Here is a 24,021-nt window from a genome sequence, read left to right as displayed (position 1 = left end):
GGCAGCGGGGCCGGCCTGGCTGGCCGCCCGCTCATGGAAGGAGAGAGTGCCGATGATCCTGCGCGCGTTTGTTTTGCTGATGATGCTGGCCGGCCTGCCGATGGCGGCGGGCGCGGTGGACCGGGCCGCGGTGGAGCGGCAATACCAGAACTGGCTGGAACAGGTGGTCTGGCCCCGCGCGCAGGCCGAAGGCGTGGCGCGGGGCACGTTCGAGGCGGCGTTCCGGGACGTGACGCTGGACTGGGACCTGCCGGACCTCGTGCCGCCGGGCAGCGCGGCGCGGACGCCCGAGACGCAGTACCAGGCCGAGTTCGGCGTGCCGGCGGCCTATTTCGGGCGCGGCAAGGTCGAGGGCGCGGCCGAGGTCGGGCGGGTGATGGCACGGCGTCATGCCGGGGCGCTGGCCGCGGCGGAGGCGGCGACGGGCGTGCCGGGGCGGATCGTGCTGGCCGTCTGGGGCCGCGAGAGCGGCTATGGCCGGGTCGCCATCAGGTACGATGCCTTCGAGGTGCTGGGCACCAAGGGGTTCATGAGCACGCGGGCCGAGTATTTCACCGACGAGCTGATCGCCGCGCTGAAGATCGCCGAGGCGGGCCATGCGCCGGGCGACGGGCTGAAGAGCAGCTGGGCCGGGGCGCTGGGCCAGCCGCAGTTCATGCCCTCGCGGTACCTGCAGTTCGCGGCGGATGGCGATGGCGACGGCAAGGCGGATATCTGGGGGTCGGAGGCGGACACGATCGCGTCGATCGCGCGCTACCTTGAACATTTCGGCTGGGTGCCGGGGCGCGACTGGGGCTTCGAGGTGGCGGTGCCGGCGTCGGTCTCCTGCACGCTGGAGGGGTCCGACCAGGGGCGGCCGATTGCCGAATGGGTCGAGATGGGCGTGACCCGCGTGTCGGGGCGACCGTTTCCGGAGCACGACATGGCGGGCGAGGGGTTCCTGATGATGCCCGCCGGGCGGCAGGGGCCCGCCTTCATCGTGACGCCGAATTTCTACGTGCTGAAGAAGTACAACGAGAGCGATCTCTACGCGCTCTTCGTGGGGCATGTGGGGGATCGCATCCAGTACGGGATCGGCGATTTCCGGGGCGACTGGGGCCGCGTCGGCGGGCTGAAACGCTCGGACGTGGCGGCGATGCAGGCTGCGCTGGTGGAGATGGGCCACGATGTCGGCGGGGTCGACGGGCTGGCGGGGTTCAAGACGCGGCGGTCGATCGGGCGCTGGCAGGAGGCGGAGGGGCAGAGGGCGACATGCTTTCCGGAGGCGTCAATGAAAGGGGCTTTGGTGCGGTAAGTGGCCGTTTTCTTTAAAGAAAACGGGCCGAAATCTTTTGAAGATTTCGGGGCCGGCGCGCGGGATGGCAAAGGTTCGGGCCATTGTGGCGCCCGGGGGCCGGCCGCATGAGGCAGACCGCAGCCGGAACGCGGCGGCCGCGGCCGCGTTGGGGTAGCATTGCAACGCGGGTTTGGGGCCGTCGCCATGTTCGAATCCTTGTCGCTTCCGCTGGTCTTCGGCGCCTTCGCGCTGGCGGCGCTGGTGGTGCTGGTGCTGGGCACGAAGATGGCCGGGCTGGCCGACCGGATCGCCGACACGACCGGGCTGGGCGAGGCGGTGACCGGCGGGCTTCTGCTGGGGGCCGCGACCTCGCTTTCGGGCACGGTGGTGTCGCTGACCGCGGCGCTGGACGGGCGCGCGGGGCTGGCCTTTTCCAACGGCATCGGCGGGATCGCGGCGCAGACGGCGTTCCTGGCGCTGGCGGACACGGTCTATCGCAAGGCCAATCTCGAGCATTCGGCGGCGGATGTGACCAACGTCTTCCAGGCGGCGCTGCTGTCGCTGATGCTGGTGGTGCCGCTGGGGGCGGTGCTGACGCCGGACATGTCGGTCTGGGCGGTGCACCCGGCCTCGGTGATCCTGCTGGTGATCTACCTTCTGGGCGCCTACCGCACGGCGGACATGAAGGAGAACCCCATGTGGCGCGCGGTCGACACCAAGGAGACCCGCCACGACACGCCCGACAAGGAAACGCAGGCCAGGGAAAGCCCGGTGGCGCAGATCGCCCTCTTCGTGGCGATGATGCTGGTGCTGGGCGTGGCGGGCTGGGTGATTGCCCAGTCGGCCGAGCAGATCACCGACCGGATGGACCTGTCGGCGGCGCTGGTGGGGGCGTTGATGACGGCGGTGGTGACCTCGCTGCCGGAACTGGTGACGACGCTGGCAGCGGTGCGGCGCGGCGCGCTGCAACTGGCCGTGGGCGGGATCATCGGCGGCAACAGTTTCGACGTGCTGTTCCTGACCCTGTCGGATTTCGGGTATCGCGAGGGTTCGCTCTACCACGCGATCGGGCAGGGGGACCTGTTCTGGCTGATCGTCGGGCAGGCGATGACGGCGATCCTGCTGCTGGGCCTGATCGTACGCGAGCGGCAGGGGCCGGGGGGGATCGGCTGGGAAAGCGTGCTGATGCTGTCGATCTATGGCGGCGCGGTGGGGTTCCAGGCGTGGTCGGGGTGAGGGGCGCCGGCGGGCGGCGCGCCTCCCTGCTGGCGCTACGGGCTCAGTTTCCGCCGTCGGCGGCGGGGCTGACCGAGACGAGGTAGGCCCACAGATCCTGTGCGTCCTCGGCCTTGCGGACCTTGAAGGTCATCTTGCCGCGCCCGCTTTCGCCGGTGGCCTCGTTGAGCCAGGCGGTCGGATCCTGCACGTAGCCGGCGAAGCTGTCCGCGTCCCATGTGACGCCCTGCTGTCCGGCGGTGACGAGGAGGTCGGAATAGCGGAAATCCTCGACCGAGCCGGCCACCCGGCCCGGCAGGCCGTAGAGGTTGGGCCCGGTGCGGCCGCCGCGGAGGATGGTCTCGTCGGCCGAGGCGATGGTGTGGCAGGCCTTGCACTGGCGGAAGGCCTTTTCCCCGGCCGCCGCGTCGCCGGCCGTCTCGGCATGGGCGGGCAGGGCAAGGGCGATGGTGGCGGTGAGGGCTGCAATCGTGGATTTCATCGGGATGCCTCCTGGCTTTTGATGGCCGGAGTGTTCGCGGCGGGGGCCTGCCCGTCAACGCAACGCGGTGTCGCAGGTGCTGGCATCCGGGCGGGATGGGCGTTACATGGCGGCGGAACGTGAATTGCAGGACGATGACCGACGCCATGGCCGCAGCAGAGACAGTGACGCCCGACATGATCCCCGCCTGGGTGGAGGGGGAACTGGTGCCGGTGGAGAAGATCGAGGCGCATCGCCGGGGCCTCCTGCACAAGGCGGTGTCGGTCTTCGTGCTGTGCGGCGAGGAGGTGCTGATCCAGCGGCGGGCGCTGGGCAAGTACCACACGCCGGGGCTTTGGGCGAACACCTGCTGCACCCATCCGCATTGGGACGAGGCGCCGGAGGCCTGTGCCCATCGCCGGCTGCGGCAGGAGCTGGGACTGGAGGGGCTCGACCTTTTGCACCGCGACCGGGTCACCTATCGCGCCGATGTGGGTGGCGGCCTGACCGAGCACGAGCGGGTGGATATCTTCGTGGCGCGGGTGGCCGAGAAGCCCGAGCCGGTGCCGAACCCGGCGGAGGTGATGGCGGTCGACTGGGTGGCGATGCGCGACTTGACGGACCAGACCCGCAAAACGCCGGAGCTGTTCACGCCGTGGCTGCGGATCTACCTGGCCGAGCATGCCGACCAGATATTCGCCTGAGCCCTGCGCCTGCCCAATCTTCGGGCCAAGCGGCGGCCGGGGTGGCGGCTTCGCGCGGTTTGCGGCACCGGTTGTTTGACATGATCGCTAAAACCTTGAAAAACAAGGCTTGACCCAAGGCGCCCCGGGCGGGCGCGGCACAGGCAGGAGGCAAGCGGGCACGTGCCCAGCAGACCCAACCCATTCGATGCACGGCTGCGCGCGCTGGTCGGCCGGATCTACCCCGAGGCCGATCAGAGGGCCATCTGCGCGCAAATCTGCGAGGCGTTCTGGCCCGAGGGCACGCACCGGCGCAAGCGGTCGCGGGCGCCGTCGAACCGGCTCTGGTCGGAACAGGACGCGGTGCTGATCACCTATGGCAACTCGATCGTCGACGGCTCTCACAAGCCGCTGGACCTGCTGGAGGATTTCCTGACCGAACGGATGCGGGGGGTGGTCAACGGGGTGCATATCCTGCCGTTCTTCCCGTTCAGCTCGGATGACGGGTTCGCGGTGACCGATTACCGCGCGGTCAACCCGCAGCTTGGCGACTGGACGGACATCACCCGCATCGCCCGGCGGTTTCACCTGATGTCGGACCTGGTGCTGAACCACGTGTCGAGCCAGGGGACATGGTTTCACGACTACCTGCAGGGGCGCGAGCCCTATGACCGGTTCTTTTACGAGGGCAGGCCGGAGGACGACCTGAGCCAGGTGGTGCGCCCGCGCACGACGCCGCTTCTGCGCGAGGTCGAGACGCGGGACGGGGTGAAACATGTCTGGTGCACCTTCAGCCATGACCAGGTCGACCTCGATTTCACCAACCCCGAGGTGCTGCTGGAGATGCTGCGCATCATCCGGATGCATATCGATCGCGGCGTGCGCATCCTGCGGCTGGATGCGGTGGCCTTCCTGTGGAAGGAGCCGGGCACGCCCTGCATCCACCTGCCGCAGACCCACGCCATCGTGCAGCTCATGCGGCTTCTGTGCGATTACGCGACCGAGACGGTGGTGCTGCTGACCGAGACCAACGTGCCGCGCACCGAGAACCTCAGCTATTTCGGCAACCGGAACGAGGCGCACGCGGTCTACAACTTCCCGCTGCCGCCGCTGATCCTGCACGCGGTGCAGTCGGGGACGGCGCGATTCCTGCATCGCTGGCAATCGGCGATGCCGCCGGCCCAGCTTGGCTGTGCCTATCTCAACTTCACCGCCAGCCATGACGGGATCGGGATGCGCCCCGCCGAGGGCGTGCTGCCGCCCGAGGAGCAGGCCCGGATGATCGAGGCGGTGACCGCCGCGGGGGGCCTCGTGTCGATGCGCACGCTGCCTGACGGGCGCGAGGCGCCCTACGAGCTGAACTGTTCGCTCTTCGATGCCATGCGGCAGACCTTCCACGGCGAGGACGCGTATCACCACGACCGTTTCCTGTGCTCGCAGACCATCGTGATGTCGCTGGAGGGGATCCCGGCCTTCTACATCCACGCGCTGCTGGCCACACCCAACGACCACGACGCGGTGGCGCGGCGGGGGATGAACCGGGCGATCAACCGGCACCGGTGGCATTACCCCGATCTGCTGGAGAAGCTGGGCGACGCGGGCTCGGACCAGGCGAGGGTGATGGCCGGCATGGCCGAGCGCCTGAGGCTGAGGGCGAAGCAGAAGGCGTTCCACCCCAACGCCACGCAGTTCACGCTGGCGCTCGACGAGCGGCTCTTCGGGGTGTGGCGGCAGAGCCTCGACCGGCACCAGTCGATCTTCGCCATCCACAATGTCAGCGCCGAGGAGGTGCGGGTGAGCCCCTACCGGTTCAACATGATCGAGGGCGAGCGCTGGGTCGATCTGCTGTCGGGCGAGGATATCGTGACCGAGGGCGACGACATCGTCTTCGCCCCCTACCAGTGCCGGTGGATCTCCAACCGGGGGTAGCGCGCCCCTGCTTCTTCTTGGCCCAAATACTCAACCGGAATTCCCGGAATTCCGGCAGGAAAACCGCGTTTTCCTGATCGTTTTCCGTTCGGAGAACGACCCCCTCAGGCAAACTCCGCCGCGTCCTCGTTGCCGGCCTGCCGGAGGTCGCGCAGGAAGGCCGGATCGGCGGCGTGGACGCGGTTCCAGGTGGGGATGAAGGGGCTCTCGTTGGGGTTCTCGAGGAAGATCTGCCCGGCGCGGATGATGTTCTCGGCAAACAGCTCGACCGATTTCTCCTCCTTGTGGCGGTCGACGCGCAGGCCGTTCATCTTGGCGTCGTTGTAGTAGCTTTCCAGCAGGTCGAGCGCCTGGCGGTAATAGGTGGCCTTGAGCGTGCGGAAGAGGTTGGGCGTGAACACCGTCCCGTCGGAGGCGAGCTTGCGGAAGACCGCCTTGCAGATGTCGGTGGACATGCGGCTGAGGCCCTTGCTTGCATCCTCTTCCGAGAGGTCCTGGTGCTTGTGGTCGTAGGCGTCCGAGATCTCGACCTGGCAGACCGATTGCGGGGCGAGGTTGCGCCACGCTTCGGAGAGGACGCCGATCTCGAGCCCCCAGTCGGAGGGGATGCGCAGGTCGGGCAGGGTCTGCGTGCGCATGGCAAACTCGCCCGAGAGCGGGTAGCGGAAGCTGCGCAGGTAATCGAGGTAGTCGCGGTCGCCCACCACCTTCTTGAGCGCGATGAGCAGCGGGCTGACCAGCAGGCGCGTGACCCGGCCGTTCAGCTTGCCCTCGCCGATGCGGGGATAGTAGCCCTTGGCCATCTGGTAGGGGAAGGTCGGGTTGGCGACCGGGTAGACCAGCGAGGCCAGCATCGAGCGGTCATAGGTGAGGATGTCGCAATCGTGGATCGCCATGACCGAGCTGTCGGCGCAGGCGATGAGGTAGCCCATGCAGGTCCAGACGTTCTTGCCCTTGCCGGGCTCCTGCGGGTAGAGGCCGTGTTCCTTCAGCCGGTCGCCGAGGGCCAGCATCCGCGGGCTGTCGTTCCAGAGCACCGTGTGGTTCTGGGGCAGCTCCGAGAAGAACTCGCGGGCATGGCGGAACTGGGTCTCGTCGGCCTGGTCCAGCCCGACGACGATGCGGTGCAGGTAGGGCACGGTCTTGAGCTCGTTGAGGATGTTGGGCATCGCCGGGCCTTCCAGCTCGGAATAGAGGCAGGGCAGGACCAGCGTGATGCGGCGGCTTTCGGCAAAGGCCTGAAGCTCGTATTCGAGGTCGTCGAGGTTGCGGGTGCGCAGGTTGTGGAGAGTGGTGATATTGCCGTTCTGGTGGAAGTCGCTCATGCCCTGACCTGCTTTCAGTTATGGGAGTATTCAAGCCCGAGCTTCTGCATCAGCGCAAGGACGGCGTGGCACCAGCCTGTCGGGCCTTCCTCGGCGGTGCGGCGGATGCGGCCCCCGGCCTCGCCCGGCAATTCGGGCAGGGGCGGGGCGGCGTCGTTGCGGATGATGACGCCGAAATCGGCGCGTTCGAGCATTTCGGTATCGTTCGGGGCATCGCCGAGGGCGATGGTGTGGCGGGGGCGGTAGGTGTCGATGATCTCGTCCATGCGGCCGGCCTTGGTCCCTCCGAAGGAAAATGTCAGGAAGCGGCCGCCGCGCCGGGCGGAGAGGCCGGCCGCCTCGGCGGCTGTGAGGAAACGTTCGAGGCCGGCGTCGGTTCCCGTCCAGACGCCCGGTTCGGAGAAGCGGCGCTGCCGGGCCAGCGCAGCGGCGGGTTCGGGCAGGCCGGTTGCCTTGGCCACCTCGGCCGCGTCCATGTCGCCGAAGCCGCGGAAGCCTTGTGGCAGCGCGGCGAGGCGCGCGCGGAGGTCGGTATAGGGGCTGTCGCCGGTCTCCGTCACCGCGTCGCCGGGGGGCAGCAGGCCGCTGCCGTTCTCGACGATGGCGGGCCAGTCACTGAGCCCCATCTCGGCCCGGAGCGGGGCGATTTCGGCGGCGGTCTTGCTGCTGGCGAGGATGACGCCACAGCCGCGCGCCCTCAACGCGTCGAGGGCGGGTCGGGCGGGCGCCCAGGAATAGTCGTCATGCCCCAGCAGGGTGCCGTCGAGATCGGAGAAGACCAGAAGGTCGGGGGTGTTCATCATGCCGTCTTGCTGTCTTGCCTGTCGGGGAGGACGATAGCCCGGCCCCCACCGGAGCGTAACCGGATTCTCAGGAAACGGCGAAGCCGGTGATGAGCTGGCGCAGGCCGATGGCGGCACCGATGAAAATTGCGGCGAAGGTGACGGGCGCCGAGAAGGCCAGCACCGAGAAGGCCGAGAGCCCCTGTCCGATGGTGCAGCCGAAGGCCAGCACCGAGCCGAAGCCCATCAGCACCGCGCCCAGCACCTGGCGGCGGAGTTCGCGGGGGTCCTCGCAGGCTTCCCAGCGGAAATGGCCCTTGATCAGGCTGCCCGCGAAGGCCCCGGCGAGCACGCCCGCGACCGACCCCACCCCGAAGCTGAGCCCGCCGCCGCTGGAGGTCATGACGTAGAGCAGGGTTTCGCCCAAGGGGGCCGAGTAGGTGTGCGAGACCACGGGCAGGGCGCTGAGATGGCTTTGCACGACGGCCGACGTGCCCCACCAGCCCGAGACGATGGCGAGGCCGACGAGCGCGCCCCAGACAAGCGGGGCGGGTCTGGAAAGGGCGTCCTTCGAGGCCAGCGCGGCCACGGTGATGGCAAGGCCGGCGACGAGGCCGGGGCCGATGGCGCCGCCGCCCGCGATCTGGCCGATGACGCCAGCGATGGAGAGGGTGTCGAGGCTGACCTCCGTGCCGGAGATCAGCGCCACGCGGGCGGCGGCAAGGGGGCCCGACAGCATGATGTAGGCCGAGATGCCCATGACCAGCACGATCACGAAGGCGCGGAAATCGCCGCCGCCGGTGCGGGCCAGCGCGCCGAAGCCGCAGGTGCCGGCGATGGACATGCCGTAGCCGAAAATGAGCCCGCCGAGGATGCTGGCGACGGGCGACCATGGCGAGGCGAGGTAGAGGGTTTCCGAGAGGTCGATCGCGCCCAGCCCGGCGAGGAGATGTACGCCGGTGGCCGCCACGCCGATGGCCAGCACCCACATGCGCAGGCGCAGGGCGCTTTGCTGGTAGAGGACATCCTCGATGGCGCCGAGGGTGCAGAAGCGCCCCAGCCGGGCGGCGAGGCCCAGCAACCCGCCGCCGAAAAGGCCCACGAGGGCCATCAGCGCCGCATCGGAGATGCCGTCGAACACGTTTTCCTCCTCCCGGTGCCCGGACCTCAGCGCTTGCGGCAGAAGAGATCGTGGACAGTGTCGAGTATTCGGATCGCGCGGTCGTCTGTCAAACGGTAGTAGATCGCCTTGCCCTCGCGGCGCGGGGCGACGAGGCCTTCCGCGCGCAGGCGCGAGAGCTGTTGCGACACCGCCGCCTGCCGGGCGGAGAGCAGCCGTTCCAGCTCGGTCACCGATTTCTCGCCCGTGGCGAGGTGGCAGAGGATCATCATCCGCCCCTCGTGGCTGATCGCCTTGAGGAAGGTGGCCGCCTCGGTGGCGCTTTGTACCATGCGGTCGAGCTCGGCCTGCGTGGCCGGGGTCTCCGTCGCGCCGGTGGTATCGGAGGGCAGGCCGGGGCTCACGAGCCTTCCCCGGTGGCGTCGGGGTGGGCGTCGAGCAGTTGGGTCAGCATCGGCCAGAAAAAATGTTCGCCCGGGTAGCCCTCGATCCGGCCGAGTTCGGCGCCGTCGTCGACCAGCACGAAGGTGGGGGTGTAGACGGGGGTGGTGGCGAAGTCGATTTCGGGGGGCAGGTCGCCGATGCGGACGCGGCGGAGGGGCGCGCGGCTTGCCTCCTCCGTCTTGTCGTAACTTGCGCCGATTTCCTCGTGCCAGAGCTGGCACCAGTGGCAGCCGGGCCGTTCGACCATGACCAGCTCTGCCGCTTCGACCGCGCGCAGGGGCAGAGCGGTGATGACGGCCAGACCAAGGGCCGTGACAATTGCGGGGCGAAAGGGCATGAAGGCTCCGGTTGACGGGATCGCGACATATAAAATAGTTTGAATATGAACCGCGATCAAGAATGACGGGCGTGGATTATGCTGGATGTTTCGCTGATTGGCGCCTTTCTTGGCGGGTTGATCGTTTTCTTCTCGCCCTGCGTGCTGCCGATCGTGCCGTTCTACCTGAGTTACATGGCCGGCGCCTCGATGCAGGAGATCAGCGGCGCGGGCGAGCTGGCGCCGGGTGTGCGGCGGCGGGCGTTCTGGGCGTCGGTGATGTTCTCGGCCGGGATCATCACGGTCTTCGTGCTGCTGGGCGCCGCGGCCTTCGGCCTGAGCCAGGCGTTCCGGTCGGTGCAGACGGAGTTCCGGCTGGTGGCGGCGCTGATCGTGTTCATCCTCGGGCTGCATTTTTTGGGCGTGCTGAAGATCGGGTTCCTGAACCGGGTGTTCCAGATGGAGGCCGGCTCGACCCAGAAGATGTCGGTCACAGGGGCCTACGTGGTGGGGTTCGCCTTTGCCGCGGGGTGGACGCCCTGCGTGGGCGGCGTGCTGACGGCGGTGGTGTTCACCGCCTCGACGGAGGCCACGGCGCTGCGGGGGCTGGTGCTGCTGCTGGTCTTCGGGCTGGCGATGACGACGCCCTTCATGATCGCGGCGCTGTTCATCGGGCCGTTCCTACGCTTCGCCGCGCGGTTCCGGCGGCACCTGCCGAAGGTGGAAAAGGCGATGGGGTTGCTGCTGATCGTGTTTGCGGTTCTGATCGCGACGGATAGTGTCAACTATATCGCGCAATGGATGCTGGAGGCCTTTCCGGCCTTCCAGAATATCTGACGGAGGAGAGATGTGATGACACGGCTGCTGACCATGATCGCCGCCCTGATGCTGGCCCTGCCGGTGCATGCCGCCGAGCTGGGCGATGACGGGCTGCACAAGACCGACTGGATGCGGGACACGTTCAAGGACCTGAACGAGGATCTTGCCGAGGCCAATGCCGAGGGCAAGCGGCTGATGATCCTGTTCGAGCAGCGCGGCTGTATCTACTGCACGCGGATGCACGAGAACGTCTTTCCGATGGAGGTGATCGAGGACTACATCGAGGCCAATTACTTCGTCATCCAGATGGACCTTTACGGCGCGACGGAGGTGACGGATTTCGACGGAGAGCTGATCTCGGAACGCGATGCGGCGCGGAAATGGGGGGTGATGTTCACCCCCTCGATCCTGTTCATGCCCGAGGAGGTCGAGGAGGGCGAGACCGCCGCGCAGGCCGCCGTGGCGGTGATGCCGGGCGCCTTCGAGGCGGGCACCACGCTTGACCTTCTGACCTGGGTCAACGAAAAACGGTATGAAGGCGGGAACGCGGAGGATTTCCAGCGCTACCACGCGCGGATGGTTCGTGAGCGGGACGTCGACCTGGGAGACTGAGCCGGACATGATGTTTCGTCGAATTCAAGAATTCGAATTTATTCTTGCCCGGCCGCGGCCTGCCAAGCTATGGTATATAAAAACATGAATGTGTAACGGGAGGACACATGCGGATACTCACAGCAACTTGCGCGGCCGTTCTGATGACGGCGGTCAGCGCGGCAGCCGACGAGGTGGCCCCTGACGACGTGACCTATGGCGAGTACGGCGCGGTCGAGACCTCGCTGAGCGGCGCCGAGGGCAACGCCGAGAACGGCGCCGAGGTGATGAAGGCCCGGTCGATGGGCAACTGCGTGGCCTGCCACCAGGTCAGCGCGCTGAGCGATGCGCCGTTCCACGGCGAGATCGGCCCGGTGCTGGACGGCGCGGGCGACCGCTGGACCGAGGCCGAGCTGCGCGGGATCGTGAGCAACGCCAAGAACACCTTCCCGGAATCGATGATGCCCGCCTATTACAAGAGCAGCGGCTTCATCCGCCCCGGCGACGCCTTTACCGGCAAGGCGGGCGAGGAGCCGCTTCCGCCCCTGCTGACCGCACAACAGATCGAGGATGTCGTGGCCTTCCTGATGACCCAGAAGGAAGAGTGACGTCCTGCGACCGAGACACCCAGAGGAGATGACAATGGAATTCACGAGACGCGAAACGCTGGTGATCGGGGCGGCCGCCGCCACGGTGGCCGCGCTGCCGCTGCCGGCGATGGCGGCGACGACCGACGAGTTGATCGCCGAGTTCACCGGCGGGGCCGACGTGGCCGAGGGCGGCGTCGACCTGAACGCGCCGGAGATTGCCGAGAACGGCAACACGGTGCCGATCGAGGTGGGCGCCGAGGGCGCGACGGCGATCATGGTTCTGGCGGCGGGCAACCCCGTGCCGCCCGTGGCGACGTTCAATTTCGGCCCGCTGGCCGGGGCCACCCGCGCCAAGACCCGCATCCGCCTTGCCACCTCGCAGGACGTGATCGCGGTGGCGAAACTGGCCGATGGCAGCTTTGCCAAGGCCACCAAGGCCGTGAAGGTCACCATCGGCGGCTGCGGCGGCTGAGGCAGTAGGAGACAAGACAGATGGCAAAAGGTGTACGCCCCCGCGTGAAAGTTCCCTCGTCGGCCTCGGCCGGGGAGGTGATCACGATCAAGACCCTGATCAGCCACAAGATGGAATCGGGTCAGCGCAAGGACAGCGACGGCAACAAGATCCCGCGCTCGATCATCAACCACTTCACCTGTACCTTCAACGGCGAGACCGTGATCGACGTGAAGATGGAGCCGGCGATCTCGACCAACCCGTATTTCGAATTCGACGCCACGGTGCCCGAGGCCGGCGAATTCAAGTTCGTCTGGAACGACGATGACGGGTCGGTCTACGAGGAAACCAAGGCGATCGAGGTCGGCTGAGGATCTGCAAGCCAGTTCCGCGCCCCGGCAAAGAGGGCGCGGGACCACGCCAGGGAGGATAGGATTAGATGAAACTCAAAGCACTCACCGCCGCCGCCGCGCTGCTTGTCGCGCCGGGGCTGGCGCTGGCCGGGCCGGATGACGACACGCTGGTGATCAACGGCGAGACCGAGATGGTGACCAAGACCGAGGCGCCCGCCCACATGGAGGAGACCGGCATCCCCGAGATCATCTCGGGCTGGCATTTCCGCTCGGACGAGACGCAGGCGCTGGAGATGGACGATTTCGACAACCCCGGCATGGTGTTCGTCGATATCGGCATGGAACAGTGGGAAACGGTCGAGGGCAGCGCCGAGAAATCCTGTGCCAGCTGCCACGACGCCCCCGAAGACAGCATGACAGGCGTCCGCGCCGTCTATCCGAAGTGGAACGAGGCCGCCGGCGAGGTGCGCACGCTGGCCCAGCAGATCAACGCCTGCCGCGAAGACCAGATGGGCGCCGAGCCCTACGGCTATACCAGCGGCGAGATGGCCAACATGGAGGCGCTGATCTCGGTCCAGTCGCGGGGGATGCCGGTGGACGTGGCCATCGACGGCCCGGCCCAGAGCACGTGGGAGGCCGGCAAGGAGCTCTACTATACCCGCACCGGGCAGCTCGAGCTGAGCTGTGCGAATTGCCACGAGAACAACTATGGCAACATGATCCGCGCCGACCACCTGAGCCAGGGGCAGATCAACGGCTTCCCGGTCTACCGGCTGAAGAACGCCAAGCTGAACACGGTGCACGCCCGCTTCAAGGGCTGCGTGCGCGACACCCGCGCCGAGACCTACAGCCCCGGTAGCCCCGAATTCGTGGCGCTGGAACTGTATGTCGCAAGCCGCGGCAACGGCCTGTCGGTCGAGGCACCGTCGGTTCGTAACTGAGTGGAGCCCCGCATCGCGCGCGCGGTGCGGGGTTTTCCTTGTCTGAACACATTCAATATTCCGCATGTCAAGGCGGGTCAGGAAGCGCATAACATGATTTCACGCCGCGATTTTCTTCAGGTCGGGATGGCCGCCTCGGCGCTGGTGGGGGCCAGCGGGTTCGGCAACTGGTCGAAACTGGCCGCGCAGCAGGCGCTGACGCAGGACGATCTTCTGCAGTTCGACACGTTCGGCAACGTGAGCCTCATCCACGTCACCGATATCCATGCCCAGTTGAAGCCGGTCTATTTCCGCGAGCCGGACGTGAATATCGGCGTGGGCGCGAACAAGGGAGAGGTGCCGCATGTCACCGGCGCCGCCTTCCGCCGGCTGTACGGGATCGAGGATGGCAGCCCCGCGCATTACGCGCTGACCTATGACGATTTCACCGCGCTGGCGCGGGCCTATGGCCGAATGGGCGGGATGGACCGCGTGGCGACGGTGGTGAACGCCATCCGCGCCGACCGGCCCGACGCGATCCTGCTGGACGGGGGCGATACGTGGCACGGCTCCTACACCTGCCATCACACCGAAGGGCAGGACATGGTCAACGTGATGAACGCGCTGAAGCCCGACGCGATGACCTTTCACTGGGAGTTCACGCTGGGCCAGGACCGGGTGCGCGAGCTGGTCGAGGGGCTGCCCTTCGCGGCGCTGGGGCAGAACATCTTTGACGCCGAATGGGACGAGCCTTCGGAGGAGTTCGCGCCCTACCAGTTCTTCGAGCGCGGCGGCACGAAGATCGCCGTGATCGGGCAGGCCTTTCCCTACACGCCGATCGCCAACCCGAGCTGGCTGTTCCCGGATTTCAGCTTCGGCATCCGCGACGAGCGGATGCAGGAAATGGTCAACGAGGTGCGCGGGCAGGGGGCCGAGCTGGTCGTGCTGCTGAGCCATAACGGCTTCGACGTGGACAAGCAGATGGCGACCGTGGTCGAGGGGATCGACGTGATCCTGTCGGGCCACACCCATGATGCCCTGCCCGAGCCGGTGCTGGTGGGCGAGACGATGATCGTGGCGAGCGGGTCGAACGGCAAGTTCGTCAGCCGGGTGGACCTCGACGTGCGCGACGGGCGGATGATGGGCTTCCGGCACAAGCTGATCCCGGTCTTCTCGGACGTGATCGAACCGGATGCCGGGATGACAGCGCTGATCGACGAGCAGCGCGCGCCCTTCGAGGCCGAGATGGGCGAGGTGATCGGCCAGACCGACAGCCTGCTCTACCGCCGGGGCAATTTCAACGGCACGTGGGATGACCTGATCTGCGACGCGCTTTTGTCGGAGCGGGAGGCGGAGATCGCGCTGTCGCCCGGCGTGCGCTGGGGGCCGAGCCTGATCCCCGGCGACGACATCACGCGCGAGGATATCTGGAGCGTCACCTCGATGAGCTATCCCGAGGCCTATCGCACGGAAATGACGGGGGAATTCCTGAAAGTGGTGCTGGAGGACGTGGCCGACAACATCTTCAACCCCAACCCCTATTACCAGCAGGGCGGCGACATGGTGCGCACCGGCGGTCTGGGCTACCGGATCGACGTGTCCAAGCCGCAGGGCGAGCGGATTTCCGACCTGACCCTGCTTGGCAGCGGCGAGGCGATCGAGGCGGAGCGGAGCTACGTTGTGGCCGGCTGGGCCAGCGTCAACGAGGGCACCGAGGGGCCGCCGATCTGGGACGTGGTGGAGAACCATATCCGCAAGCTGGGCACGGTCACGGTCGGCGGGGCCGACAGCGTGACGGTGACCGGCGTCGAGGGCGAGTGAAGGAGGGCGGGCGATGTCCGACAGTTTCGCAAGCAAACCCACCTCGCGCCGCGCGTTCCTTGGCGGCAGCGCGGCGGCGGCGGTGGCGGCGGGGACCGGGGCGGCACGGGCCGCCGGGCCCGACCCACTGATCACCGAGGTGCAGGACTGGGCCGCCGGGCTGGGCCAGGGGGTGGATGCCACGCCCTACGGCCTGCCGATCCGGTTCGAGGATGACGTGATCCGGCGGAACGTGGAATGGCTGACCGCCGACACGATCAGCTCGATCAACTTCACGCCGATCCACGCGCTGGACGGCACGATCACCCCGCAGGGCTGTGCCTTCGAGCGGCACCATTCCGGCGCGATCGAGCTGCGCAAGGAAGATTACCGGCTGATGATCAACGGGCTGGTCGAGACGCCGCTGGTCTTCACCTACGAGGATCTGACGCGCTTCCCGCGGGAGACCCACGTCTATTTCTGCGAATGCGCGGCGAATTCCGGCATGGAATGGGCGGGCGCGCAGCTCAATGGCGCGCAGTTCACGCACGGGATGATCCACAACATGGAATATACCGGCGTGCCGCTGCGCACGATCCTTGCGGAGGCGGGATATAAGGGCGAAGGCAAATGGGTCTATGTCGAGGGCGCCGATGCCTCGTCGAACGGCCGGTCGATCCCGATGGAAAAGGCGCTGGATGACGTGCTGGTGGCGTTCAAGGCCAATGGCGAGGCGCTGCGCAAGGAACATGGCTACCCGGTGCGGCTGGTGGTGCCGGGCTGGGAAGGCAACCTCTGGATCAAGTGGCTGCGCCGGGTCGAGGTGATGGATGCGCCGGTCGAAAGCCGCGAGGAGACCAGCAAGTACACCGACACGCTGGCCGACGGCACGAGCCGCAAGTGGACATGGGAGATGGACGCAAAATCCGTCGTGACCTCGCCCAGCCCGCAATCGCCGATCCCGCACGGGCCGGGGCCGCTGGTGATCACCGGGCTGGCGTGGTCGGGGCGCGGGGCGATCACCCGTGTGGACGTGTCGAAGGACGGCGGCCGAACTTGGGAGACGGCCCGGCTGGCCCGGCCCGGCGAGGCGCGGGCGCTGACGCGGTTCTACCTCGATACCGAGTGGGACGGCTCGGAGATGCTGCTGCAATCCCGGGCGATGGACGAGACCGGCTACGTGCAGCCGTCCAAGGCGGCACTGCGCGAGGTGCGGGGCGAGAACTCGATCTACCACAATAACGGCATCCAGACATGGTGGGTGCGCGAAAGCGGGGAGGCGGAGAATGTCGAGGTATCGTGACTGGGTTGTGCTGGCGCTGGGCCTCGGCGTCGCCGCGCCGGCGGTGGCCGGGCAGTACGATCTCGGCCGCCCGGCGCTGCCCGAGGAGATCGCGGCGTGGGACTTGGATGTGCATCCCGACGGCACCGGGCTGCCCGCGGGGCAGGGCTCGGTGAAGGATGGCGAGCGGCTCTTCTCGGCCCGCTGCGCGTCCTGCCATGGCGAATTCGCGGAAGGCGTGGGCAACTGGCCGGAACTGGCCGGGGGCGAGGGCACGCTGGCCGACAAGGATCCGGTGAAGACCGTGGGCTCCTACTGGCCCTACCTGTCGACCGTCTGGGATTACGTGCACCGCTCGATGCCCTTCGGCGACGCGCAGAGCCTGTCGGATGACGAGGTCTACGCGATCACGGCCTATATCCTCTATTCCAACTACCTGGTGGAGGAGGATTTCGTTCTGTCGGAGAAGAATTTCCTCGACGTGGCCATGCCCAATGCCGACGGGTTCATCGTCGACGACCGGGAAGAGGCGGAGGCGCATTTCTGGACCGACGCGCCCTGCATGGAGGATTGCAAGGACAGCGTCGAGATCACCATGCGCGCCCGCGTGCTGGACGTGACGCCCGAGGATGAAGGCGGGGATGAGGCGTCCGAGGAGGCCGTCGAGGTGGCGGCGACCGATGCGGGGGGGCCTGACCCGGAGCTGGTGGCCGAGGGCGAGAAGGTGTTCCGCAAGTGCAAGGCCTGTCACCAGGTGGGCGAGGGCGCGACGAACCGCGTGGGCCCGCACCTGAACGGCGTGATGGGCAGGGCCGCCGGGGCGGTCGAGGGGTTCCGGTACTCCAAGCCGCTCGAGGCGGCGGCGGCCGAGGGGCTGGTCTGGACCGAGGACGCGCTGGGTGCGTTCCTGGCCGATCCGCGGGGGTTCCTGAAGGGCACGAAGATGGCCTTTGCCGGTTTGAGATCGGAAGAGGACCGGGCGGCGATCGCGGCCTACCTGGCGACGTTCGAGTGATGGGCTGGCCGGTGGCGCCCGGTTTGCGGCGGTGGTTCTGCGACGCGCCTTCGGATGCCTCCGGCGGGGATATTTGGGGCCAGAAGAAGCCGGGGGTGTGGCTGGCATGACCGGGGCGTGTCTGGCATGATGGGTGCGGGTGCGACGAAAGGAGCGGGCATGAGATATCTGGTGGCAGCGCTGATGCTGGCCGCGGCGCCGGCGGCGGCGGACGATGCGGTGACCTACGATTTCGAGGGCAGCTACGAGGATGCCACCTTCGCGCTGGAAAACGCGATCATCGGGCAGGGGCTGGTCGTCGATCACGTGAGCGACGTGGGCGAGATGCTGGCCCGCACGCGCGAGGACGTGGGCAGCGATGTCGTGCTCTATGACGGGGCGGTGGTGATGCAGTTCTGTTCCGCCAGCCTGTCGCGCAAGATGATGGAGGCCGATCCGCTGAACATCGCGCATTGCCCCTACGGGATCTTCGTGATCGACCGGGAGGGCGCGGTGCAGATCGGCTATCGCACCTTCCCCGAGGGCGAGATGCAGGAGGTGCAGGCCTTCCTCGACGCGATCGTGCAGGAGGCGCTGGACTAGGCGCGCCGCGTCATTCCCATTCCATCTGCTCGTAGACCCGGCCGGCGTTCTTGGTGGCCAGTTCGTCGAACGTGTCGAGATGGGCATAGGGGGATTGATCGACGTAATAGGCATCCGCCAGCTCGCCGCCCGCGTCGATATGCGCGCGGATCTTTCCCCTGAGATAGACGAGGTAGTCGCGCGTATACCGGCGGACCTGCGCCATGTTGGTCGGATGGCCGTGGCCGGGGATCACGTAGGTGGCGCCGAGCGGTTCGAACGCGGTCTCCCACGTCTCCAGCCAGTCGGCGGTATGGGTGTGCTGAAAGATCGGCAGGAGCCGTTCGTGGAAGGCCATGTCGCCCGAGATGACGAGGCTTTGCCGGGGCAGCCAGACGATTATGTCGCCGGGGCTGTGGGCGGGGCCGAGATAGCGGGCCTCGATGCGGAAATCACCCATCTCGACGATATAGGCGTCGGAGAAGGTTTCCGTGGGGCCCTGCACGGTGGTGCCCTCTGCCTTGTCGCGGTTGTAGCGTTTCATGCCCTCGAGCACGGTGCCGCCATACTCCTCGATTTCCTGCGCCGCGTCCTCGTGGGCGACGATGGGCACGCCCTGTTCGGCCCAGTAGCTGTTGCCCAGCATGGCGTGGCCCTGGCCGTTCTCGTTGAAGACGAGCGTCACCGGCTGGTCGGTGATGCGTTTGATCTCGTCATGCAGCGCCTTTGCAAGGCCGTAGGCCGCGCCGCCATTGATGACGACCACGCCCTCGCCGGTGACAATGAAGCTGAGGTTGTTGTTGTGGCCCGCGTTCTCGTAGGTGGGCGGAGCGGTCGCGCCGATGGCCGACCAGACGCCGGGGATGACCTCCACCGGGGCGTCGTAGAGCATCGAGCCGGGGTACTTGTCGGCGATCCGCTCGCTGGCCGTGGCGGCGGTGGCGAGGAGGAGCGCGGCGGCGACGGCCGCGAGCCTCACGCCGCCTCCTCCACGAAACGGAAGGCGCCGCCCGTGCGCTCGACCCGGCCGATGCCGCCGCCGGGCAGGTGGAAGCCGATCAGGCGCAGCCCGTCGGCGGCGGCCCGGTCGAGCAGGCGGGCGCGGGTTTCGGCGCCGCGCTCGGGGTCCTGGTCGGAGCCGCTGGGCCAGCCGGGCTGTTCGAAATTCACATGCGCGTTGGTCACCGCGTCGCCCGCCACCAGCACCGGGTCGCCGCCGGTGGCGATCTCGAAGGACATGTGGCCCGGCGTGTGGCCGGGGGTGGCATGGGCCATGATGCCGGGCAGCACCTCGTCGCCATCGGTGAAGAAGCCGGTCTTTTCGGCGATGGCGTCGAGCCGGCGCCGGGCGCCCACGGCGAAGGCGGCGCGCGCCTCGCCGATGGTGTCGACGGTGTCGGGGTCGGACCAGTATTCCCATTCCGCCTGCCCGAAATGAAAGGCGGCCTCGGGGAAGAGCAGCTCGTCGAAATCGTCGAGCACCCCCCAGAGGTGGTCGGGATGGCCATGGGTGAAGACGATGTCGGTCACGTCTTCGGGCGCGATGCCGAGCCCGTCGAGCGTGAGCGCCAGATCGCCCGCGCTGGGCATGAAGAGGGGGCCCGCGCCGGCGTCGAACAGGATCACCTTCTCGCCGTCGCGCAGCAGGGTGACGTTGCAGGGCTGGCGGATCTCCTCGCGCGAGATGTCGTGGCGCTCGAGGATCGGGGCGAGCTGTTCCTCGGGCATGCCGTCGAAGACGAAATCGCCGGGCAGGACGAGGTGGCCGTCGCTTGCTGTGATGACCTCGCGGCCGTCTCCGGCGGCGATGACCCGGGTGGCGAGGCCCGCGAGGCCGGAGGCCATGGCCGCCATGCCCAGCCTGTTCAGGACTTGCCGTCTGGTGATGGTCATTGCTGTCTCCCTCCCGTTTATATTCGGTGTTGTGAATGTTTTAACCCTGCGCGCCGCGCCGGGCAAGCCCGGACACCGGATATGGTCAGCCGGCGGCGGGGGCGCTAGGTTTGCGGCATGACAGAACTTCTGATCGTTTACCACTCGAAGACCGGGGGCAGCCGGCAGATGGCCGAGGCCGCCGCCGAGGCCGCCGAGGGCGAGGCGCCGACGGTGCTGAAACCCGCGGCGGAGGCCGGGCCGGAGGATATGTTGCGGGCGGACGGGTATATCTTCTGCGCCCCCGAGAACCTGGCCGCGATTGCCGGGGTGATGAAGGATTTCTTCGACCGTTGCTATTACCCGGTGCTCGGCCGGATCGAGGCGCGGCCGTATGCGCAGATGGTCTGTGCCGGGTCGGACGGCACCAACGCCGTGCGCCAGATCGCGCGGATCGCGCAGGGCTGGCGGCTGCGGGAGGTGCAGGAGCCGCTGATCGTCTGCACCCATGCCCAGACGCCGGAGGAGATCCTGGCCGAGAAGACGATTGCCGAGGCGGAGCTGGCGAAATGCCGCGACCTTGGGCAGGCGCTGGCGGCGGGGCTGAGCATGGGGGCGTTCTGAGGTGGCGCGCGTGCTGATCCTGTCGAGCGTGGTGGCGATGGGGCATGTGGGGCTGTCGGCGGGGCAGCCCGTGTGCCAGCGGCTCGGGGTCGAGGTGACGGGGGTGCCGACGATCGTGCTGTCGAACCATCCGGCCTGGCCAAAGGTGGCGGGCACGGCCATCGCGCCCGAGCGGATCACCGAAATGGTCGGGGCGCTGGAGGCGAATGGCTGGCTGGCCGGGCATGCGGGCGTTCTGGTGGGCTACATGCCGGGGGCGGGGCATGTCGAGGCGGCAGTCGGGATGGTGGAGCGGATGAGGGCGGCGGCGCCCGGCGTGCGTGTGGTGGTCGATCCGATCCTCGGGGATCATCCGAAGGGGCTGTACGTGAAAGAAGAGGTGGCCGAGGCGGTGCGGGACCGGCTGGTGCCGCTGGCCGATGTGGTGACGCCGAACCTGTTCGAGCTGGGCTGGCTGACGGGGCGGGATTGCGCGGATTTGGCCGGGGCGAGGGAAGCGGCAGCGGCGCTGGGCGCGCCGGTGGTGCATGTGACCTCGCCGCCGCTGGGCGATACGGAGACGGGCGTGCTGTCGGTGACGGCGGACAGGGCGGAGCTGTACCGGACCGCGAAGGTAAGGGACGTGCCGCATGGCATCGGCGACGTGTTCGCCGCGCTCATCGCGGCCGGTCTGCCGGTGGGCCAAGCGCTGGGGCACGTAGCGGCGCTGGCGGAGGCCTCGCGGGGATGCGATCATCTTGCGATCGTCGCGGGCGCGCCGCGGTGGACCGCCGCCGCGCCGATCGCTTCGGAAAGGGTTTGACCGATGGCGTTCAACTTCATCCTCATGCTGACCGAAAATGACCGGACGATCCCCGACGCGGCCGAGCGGCTGGAGGAGGCGCTGGAGGGCGGGGCGCGGCATATCGGGTTCAAGGATGTGGGCCTGCCCTTCGAGGAGCTGCGCGGGCTGGCGCGGACCATCCGGCAGGCCGGCGGGCGGTCCTATCTCGAGGTGGTGAGCCTTGACGAGGAGAGCGAGCTGAACTCGGCCCGGGCGGCGGTGGCGCTGGACGTGGATTGCCTGTTGGGCGGCACGCGGGCGGCGGCGGTGACCGAGGTGATCCGGGATCACCCGCTGCGCTATTACCCGTTTCCGGGGCGGATCACCGGCCATCCCAGCGTGCTGGAAGGCCCGGCGGAGGAGATCGTGGCCTCGGCCCGCGCGCTGGCGGATCTCGAGCATGTGCACGGGCTGGACCTTTTGGCCTTTCGCTTCGACGGCGACGTGCCCGGGCTGATGGCGCAGGTGGCGCAGGCGGTCAGCAAGCCGGTGATCGTGGCCGGCAGCATCGACAGCGAGGCGCGGATCGGCGCGGTGGCCGAGGCGGGCGCGGCCGGGTTCACCGTGGGCACTGCGGCCTTTGCCGGCGCGTTCCGGGCGGGGGAGAGCTTCGTCGAGCAGGTGCGCGCCATCCTGTCGATCACGGCCCGGGCGCAGGCCCGTTCGACCGCGCCGCGCAGGTTCGCGCTGGTGGCGCATGACGCGCGCAAGGCGCATCTGCGGGCGTGGGTCCTCCGGCACCGGGCGGCGCTGGCGGGGCACCGGCTGATCTGTACCGGCGGCACCGGCACGATGCTGGCCGAGACCTGCCCGGAACTGCAAGTGCAGCGGCTGCAGCGCGGCTCGATGGGCGGCGACCAGCAGCTTGGCGCGCTGGTCGCCAATGGCGAGCTTGACGCGGTGGTGTTCTTCGCCGACCCGATGGCGCCGCATGGCAGTGACGTCGACCTGCAGGCGCTGACGCGCCTGTCGATCGTGCATGACATTCCCATGGCGCTGAGCGGGGCCGCGGCCGACCTCGTGGTCCTTGCCTTCCTGGCAAAGGGATGAGGGCGGCGCGGTCGCTCGCGCGTCAGGGGGTTCTGGTGTCCGGGTGGGCCGGTGGCGGCGTCAGGCGACGTGCGGCCGGCGGGTGCGGGCGGTCATTTGACCGTACGCACGAGGGCCAGCAGCAGGCCACCGACGGCAACAAGTCCGACTAGGATAAGAGCGCTCGACATGGGTTGTCCCTTTCTCATGCTGAGCATTGGCAACAGACACCTGCTTACGGGCGACTCACCCGTTGCGGCAACGGGGTGTTGCAGGGCCGCCCTGGAAGTGTTGCGGGAATGTCAGGGGGCTTGGGCGGAATGGCGCCTAGGGTCGGGTCCGGGTGCAGTCCGGCGGGCCGGCCACGCCGCTTGCCTCACCCCTCCAGCAGGCGTTTCTGGTCCTTGCGCATGGCGAAGATATCGTGGTCCTCGGTGATCTCCACGTCCGCCAGCGTGATGACCTGGTCGCGCTTGACCGGACGCTTGAGCTTGATGTGATGGGCCAGGCCGATGGGCAGCGCGTCCTCCGACGCCGCGAGGCGGGCGGGGATGGCCTTGGCCCAGACCTTGTAGCCGCCCTCGCCGTCGAGCATGTCGCCCGCCTCGAAATCGCCCTTCGCCGTGGCCACGGCATCGGCGCGGTAGCGGGTGGAACTGCCCGTCGCCTCGCCCCGCAGCACGGCGGAGAGGACCGAGACGGAGGTTTCCAGCCCGATCAGGTGGAACGGCCGCCACATCGAGCCGTACCAGCCCGAGGCGTCGGTCAGCAGGCCATATTGCCGGAAACAGGCGCGGGTATACTCATCCGGCGCGCGGAAGGTGACGAACATGCCCCACTGGATGTTATTGAGCACCACGCGCCCGTCGGGTTCGCGGCTGGCGGCGATATCGACAAGGCCGGGCTTGTCCAGCTGCCCGCCCTCCGATTGCGGTTTGAAGACGGTGGCAAGATCCTGAAGCCCGGCGGGGTGAAAGGCCAGCCCGTCCTCGGGACAGTCGAGCCCGGTGGCGTTGGCGACGGCGGCCATCTCGATCGCCGCCTTGGTGCCATCGGTGAAGGAGTTGTACATTTTCGGGTTGAAGTCGCCCTTCGCCACCTCCTCCTCGGACCAGCCGAAGAAGTCCCAGACCGTGTCGGGGGTGGAGTAGCGATAGGGCGGGGCGAAGTTCATGCCCTTGCCCGCCGCCACCAGCTCGAACCCGCTGGCATGGACCCAGTCGACAAGCTCGCAGATCGCCGCGGGCTGGTCGCCATAGGCCATGGAATAGACCACCCCCGCCGCGCGGGCCTTCTCCGCCAGGATCGGCCCGCAGAGCACGTCGGCCTCGACATTGACCATGACCACATGCTTGCCCGCTTCGATCGCGGCCAGCGCGTGGCGGATGCCGGCGAGCGGGTGGCCGGTGGCCTCGATCACCACCTCGATGCCGTCGAAATCGAAGAGTGTCGCGGCGTCGTCAGTGAGGTGGGTGGCGCCGGTCTCATAGGCGTCGGCGAGGGAGGGGGCGGCATATTGCGCCTCGTCCCAGTGGACGCGGGCGAGCGACTCGCGGGCCTTGGCCGTATCCAGATCGGCCACGCCGACCACGTGGTAGCCCTCGATATGCTTGGCCTGCGCAAGGATCATCGAGCCGAACTTGCCTGCGCCGATCAGGCCGATGCGGACGGGCCGGCCTTCGGCGGCGCGGGCGGCGAGCATGGCGGAGAGGTTCATGGG

Annotated in this window: 26 protein-coding genes; 17 read left to right on the top strand and 9 right to left on the bottom strand. The window is 67.9% G+C overall.

The window, feature by feature from the left end; all coding sequences use genetic code 11:
• Positions 1-52 precede the first annotated feature (52 nt).
• Together RLN94_RS20480 and RLN94_RS20475 are read left to right on the top strand one after the other, a co-directional pair.
• Complete coding sequence (locus tag RLN94_RS20480) at positions 53-1,294, top strand: lytic murein transglycosylase (protein ID WP_350127957.1); 1,242 nt, start codon at positions 53-55, stop codon at positions 1,292-1,294.
• 186 nt (positions 1,295-1,480) lie between these two features.
• Positions 1,481-2,512 (top strand): sodium:calcium antiporter, encoded by a 1,032-nt coding sequence (locus RLN94_RS20475; protein ID WP_350127960.1) that lies wholly within the window; start codon positions 1,481-1,483, stop codon positions 2,510-2,512.
• A gap of 43 nt (positions 2,513-2,555) precedes the next feature.
• Here the strand turns inward: RLN94_RS20475 and RLN94_RS20470 are convergent, their stop codons facing one another.
• Positions 2,556-2,993, bottom strand: coding sequence for a c-type cytochrome (locus RLN94_RS20470; RefSeq protein ID WP_350127963.1), 438 nt, complete (start codon positions 2,991-2,993; stop codon positions 2,556-2,558).
• Positions 2,994-3,127: 134 nt separating this feature from the next.
• Here RLN94_RS20470 and idi point away from each other — a divergent pair, with 134 nt between their 5' ends.
• The gene (idi, locus tag RLN94_RS20465; protein ID WP_350127966.1) at positions 3,128-3,676 is read left to right on the top strand and encodes an isopentenyl-diphosphate Delta-isomerase; all 549 of its coding nucleotides are present in this window, start codon (positions 3,128-3,130) and stop codon (positions 3,674-3,676) included.
• A gap of 162 nt (positions 3,677-3,838) precedes the next feature.
• Positions 3,839-5,584: a sugar phosphorylase gene (locus RLN94_RS20460; protein ID WP_350127969.1), complete on the top strand. Its 1,746-nt coding sequence runs from the start codon at positions 3,839-3,841 to the stop codon at positions 5,582-5,584.
• A 104-nt stretch (positions 5,585-5,688) separates the two neighbouring features.
• Here the strand turns inward: RLN94_RS20460 and RLN94_RS20455 are convergent, their stop codons facing one another.
• The 5 genes from RLN94_RS20455 to RLN94_RS20435 form a co-directional block, all read right to left on the bottom strand.
• A complete protein-coding gene (locus RLN94_RS20455; RefSeq protein ID WP_350127972.1) occupies positions 5,689-6,909 on the bottom strand; it encodes a glycosyltransferase family protein in 1,221 nt (406 codons plus the stop codon).
• A gap of 14 nt (positions 6,910-6,923) precedes the next feature.
• The gene (locus RLN94_RS20450; RefSeq protein ID WP_350127975.1) at positions 6,924-7,712 is read right to left on the bottom strand and encodes an HAD-IIB family hydrolase; all 789 of its coding nucleotides are present in this window, start codon (positions 7,710-7,712) and stop codon (positions 6,924-6,926) included.
• A gap of 67 nt (positions 7,713-7,779) precedes the next feature.
• Positions 7,780-8,832: a YeeE/YedE family protein gene (locus RLN94_RS20445; protein ID WP_350127978.1), complete on the bottom strand. Its 1,053-nt coding sequence runs from the start codon at positions 8,830-8,832 to the stop codon at positions 7,780-7,782.
• A gap of 26 nt (positions 8,833-8,858) precedes the next feature.
• The gene (locus RLN94_RS20440) at positions 8,859-9,143 is read right to left on the bottom strand and encodes an ArsR/SmtB family transcription factor (protein ID WP_350128147.1); all 285 of its coding nucleotides are present in this window, start codon (positions 9,141-9,143) and stop codon (positions 8,859-8,861) included.
• 68 nt (positions 9,144-9,211) lie between these two features.
• Complete coding sequence (locus RLN94_RS20435) at positions 9,212-9,592, bottom strand: hypothetical protein (protein ID WP_350127981.1); 381 nt, start codon at positions 9,590-9,592, stop codon at positions 9,212-9,214.
• Between the two features lie 78 nt (positions 9,593-9,670).
• Here RLN94_RS20435 and RLN94_RS20430 point away from each other — a divergent pair, with 78 nt between their 5' ends.
• The 10 genes from RLN94_RS20430 to RLN94_RS20385 all read left to right on the top strand — a co-directional run bounded on the left by RLN94_RS20430 (position 9,671) and on the right by RLN94_RS20385 (position 17,974).
• Complete coding sequence (locus RLN94_RS20430) at positions 9,671-10,408, top strand: cytochrome c biogenesis CcdA family protein (protein WP_350127984.1); 738 nt, start codon at positions 9,671-9,673, stop codon at positions 10,406-10,408.
• A 15-nt stretch (positions 10,409-10,423) separates the two neighbouring features.
• Positions 10,424-11,002 (top strand): thioredoxin family protein, encoded by a 579-nt coding sequence (locus RLN94_RS20425; protein ID WP_350127987.1) that lies wholly within the window; start codon positions 10,424-10,426, stop codon positions 11,000-11,002.
• A 107-nt stretch (positions 11,003-11,109) separates the two neighbouring features.
• A complete protein-coding gene (gene soxX, locus RLN94_RS20420; RefSeq protein ID WP_350127990.1) occupies positions 11,110-11,589 on the top strand; it encodes a sulfur oxidation c-type cytochrome SoxX in 480 nt (159 codons plus the stop codon).
• Positions 11,590-11,623: 34 nt separating this feature from the next.
• Positions 11,624-12,043, top strand: coding sequence for a thiosulfate oxidation carrier protein SoxY (gene soxY / locus RLN94_RS20415; protein ID WP_350127993.1), 420 nt, complete (start codon positions 11,624-11,626; stop codon positions 12,041-12,043).
• Between the two features lie 20 nt (positions 12,044-12,063).
• Entirely contained in the window at positions 12,064-12,393 is a 330-nt protein-coding gene (gene soxZ / locus RLN94_RS20410; protein WP_350127996.1) for a thiosulfate oxidation carrier complex protein SoxZ, read from the top strand.
• 68 nt (positions 12,394-12,461) lie between these two features.
• Positions 12,462-13,316: a sulfur oxidation c-type cytochrome SoxA gene (gene soxA, locus RLN94_RS20405; RefSeq protein ID WP_350127999.1), complete on the top strand. Its 855-nt coding sequence runs from the start codon at positions 12,462-12,464 to the stop codon at positions 13,314-13,316.
• A 93-nt stretch (positions 13,317-13,409) separates the two neighbouring features.
• The gene (gene soxB / locus RLN94_RS20400; RefSeq protein ID WP_350128002.1) at positions 13,410-15,116 is read left to right on the top strand and encodes a thiosulfohydrolase SoxB; all 1,707 of its coding nucleotides are present in this window, start codon (positions 13,410-13,412) and stop codon (positions 15,114-15,116) included.
• Positions 15,117-15,129: 13 nt separating this feature from the next.
• Positions 15,130-16,398: a sulfite dehydrogenase gene (soxC, locus tag RLN94_RS20395; protein WP_350128005.1), complete on the top strand. Its 1,269-nt coding sequence runs from the start codon at positions 15,130-15,132 to the stop codon at positions 16,396-16,398.
• Positions 16,382-17,392 (top strand): c-type cytochrome, encoded by a 1,011-nt coding sequence (locus RLN94_RS20390; RefSeq protein WP_350128008.1) that lies wholly within the window; start codon positions 16,382-16,384, stop codon positions 17,390-17,392. Before soxC ends, RLN94_RS20390 begins: the two co-directional genes overlap by 17 nt.
• 159 nt (positions 17,393-17,551) lie before the next feature.
• Positions 17,552-17,974, top strand: coding sequence for a DUF302 domain-containing protein (locus RLN94_RS20385; protein ID WP_350128011.1), 423 nt, complete (start codon positions 17,552-17,554; stop codon positions 17,972-17,974).
• 10 nt (positions 17,975-17,984) lie between these two features.
• On the opposite strand, the gene RLN94_RS20380 is transcribed toward RLN94_RS20385, so the two are convergent.
• Together RLN94_RS20380 and RLN94_RS20375 are read right to left on the bottom strand one after the other, a co-directional pair.
• Positions 17,985-18,845 (bottom strand): MBL fold metallo-hydrolase, encoded by an 861-nt coding sequence (locus RLN94_RS20380; RefSeq protein ID WP_502949434.1) that lies wholly within the window; start codon positions 18,843-18,845, stop codon positions 17,985-17,987.
• 83 nt (positions 18,846-18,928) lie between these two features.
• Positions 18,929-19,846: an MBL fold metallo-hydrolase gene (locus RLN94_RS20375; RefSeq protein WP_350128017.1), complete on the bottom strand. Its 918-nt coding sequence runs from the start codon at positions 19,844-19,846 to the stop codon at positions 18,929-18,931.
• Between the two features lie 117 nt (positions 19,847-19,963).
• Here RLN94_RS20375 and RLN94_RS20370 point away from each other — a divergent pair, with 117 nt between their 5' ends.
• The 3 genes from RLN94_RS20370 to RLN94_RS20360 are packed head-to-tail and all read left to right on the top strand — an operon-like array spanning position 19,964 to position 22,322.
• Entirely contained in the window at positions 19,964-20,449 is a 486-nt protein-coding gene (locus RLN94_RS20370; protein ID WP_350128020.1) for a flavodoxin family protein, read from the top strand.
• Between the two features lies 1 nt (position 20,450).
• Positions 20,451-21,251 (top strand): bifunctional hydroxymethylpyrimidine kinase/phosphomethylpyrimidine kinase, encoded by an 801-nt coding sequence (locus RLN94_RS20365; protein ID WP_350128023.1) that lies wholly within the window; start codon positions 20,451-20,453, stop codon positions 21,249-21,251.
• 3 nt (positions 21,252-21,254) lie between these two features.
• Positions 21,255-22,322 (top strand): methylglyoxal synthase, encoded by a 1,068-nt coding sequence (locus RLN94_RS20360; protein ID WP_350159073.1) that lies wholly within the window; start codon positions 21,255-21,257, stop codon positions 22,320-22,322.
• Positions 22,323-22,677: 355 nt separating this feature from the next.
• On the opposite strand, the gene RLN94_RS20355 is transcribed toward RLN94_RS20360, so the two are convergent.
• Entirely contained in the window at positions 22,678-24,018 is a 1,341-nt protein-coding gene (locus tag RLN94_RS20355) for an NAD(P)H-dependent oxidoreductase (RefSeq protein WP_350128029.1), read from the bottom strand.
• Positions 24,019-24,021 lie beyond the last annotated feature (3 nt).

The sequence above is a fragment of the Roseovarius sp. genome (assembly GCF_040223625.1).
In the GTDB taxonomy this organism is placed as follows: Bacteria; Pseudomonadota; Alphaproteobacteria; order Rhodobacterales; family Rhodobacteraceae; genus Roseovarius.
This window is presented reverse-complemented; position numbering and strand designations above follow the sequence as displayed.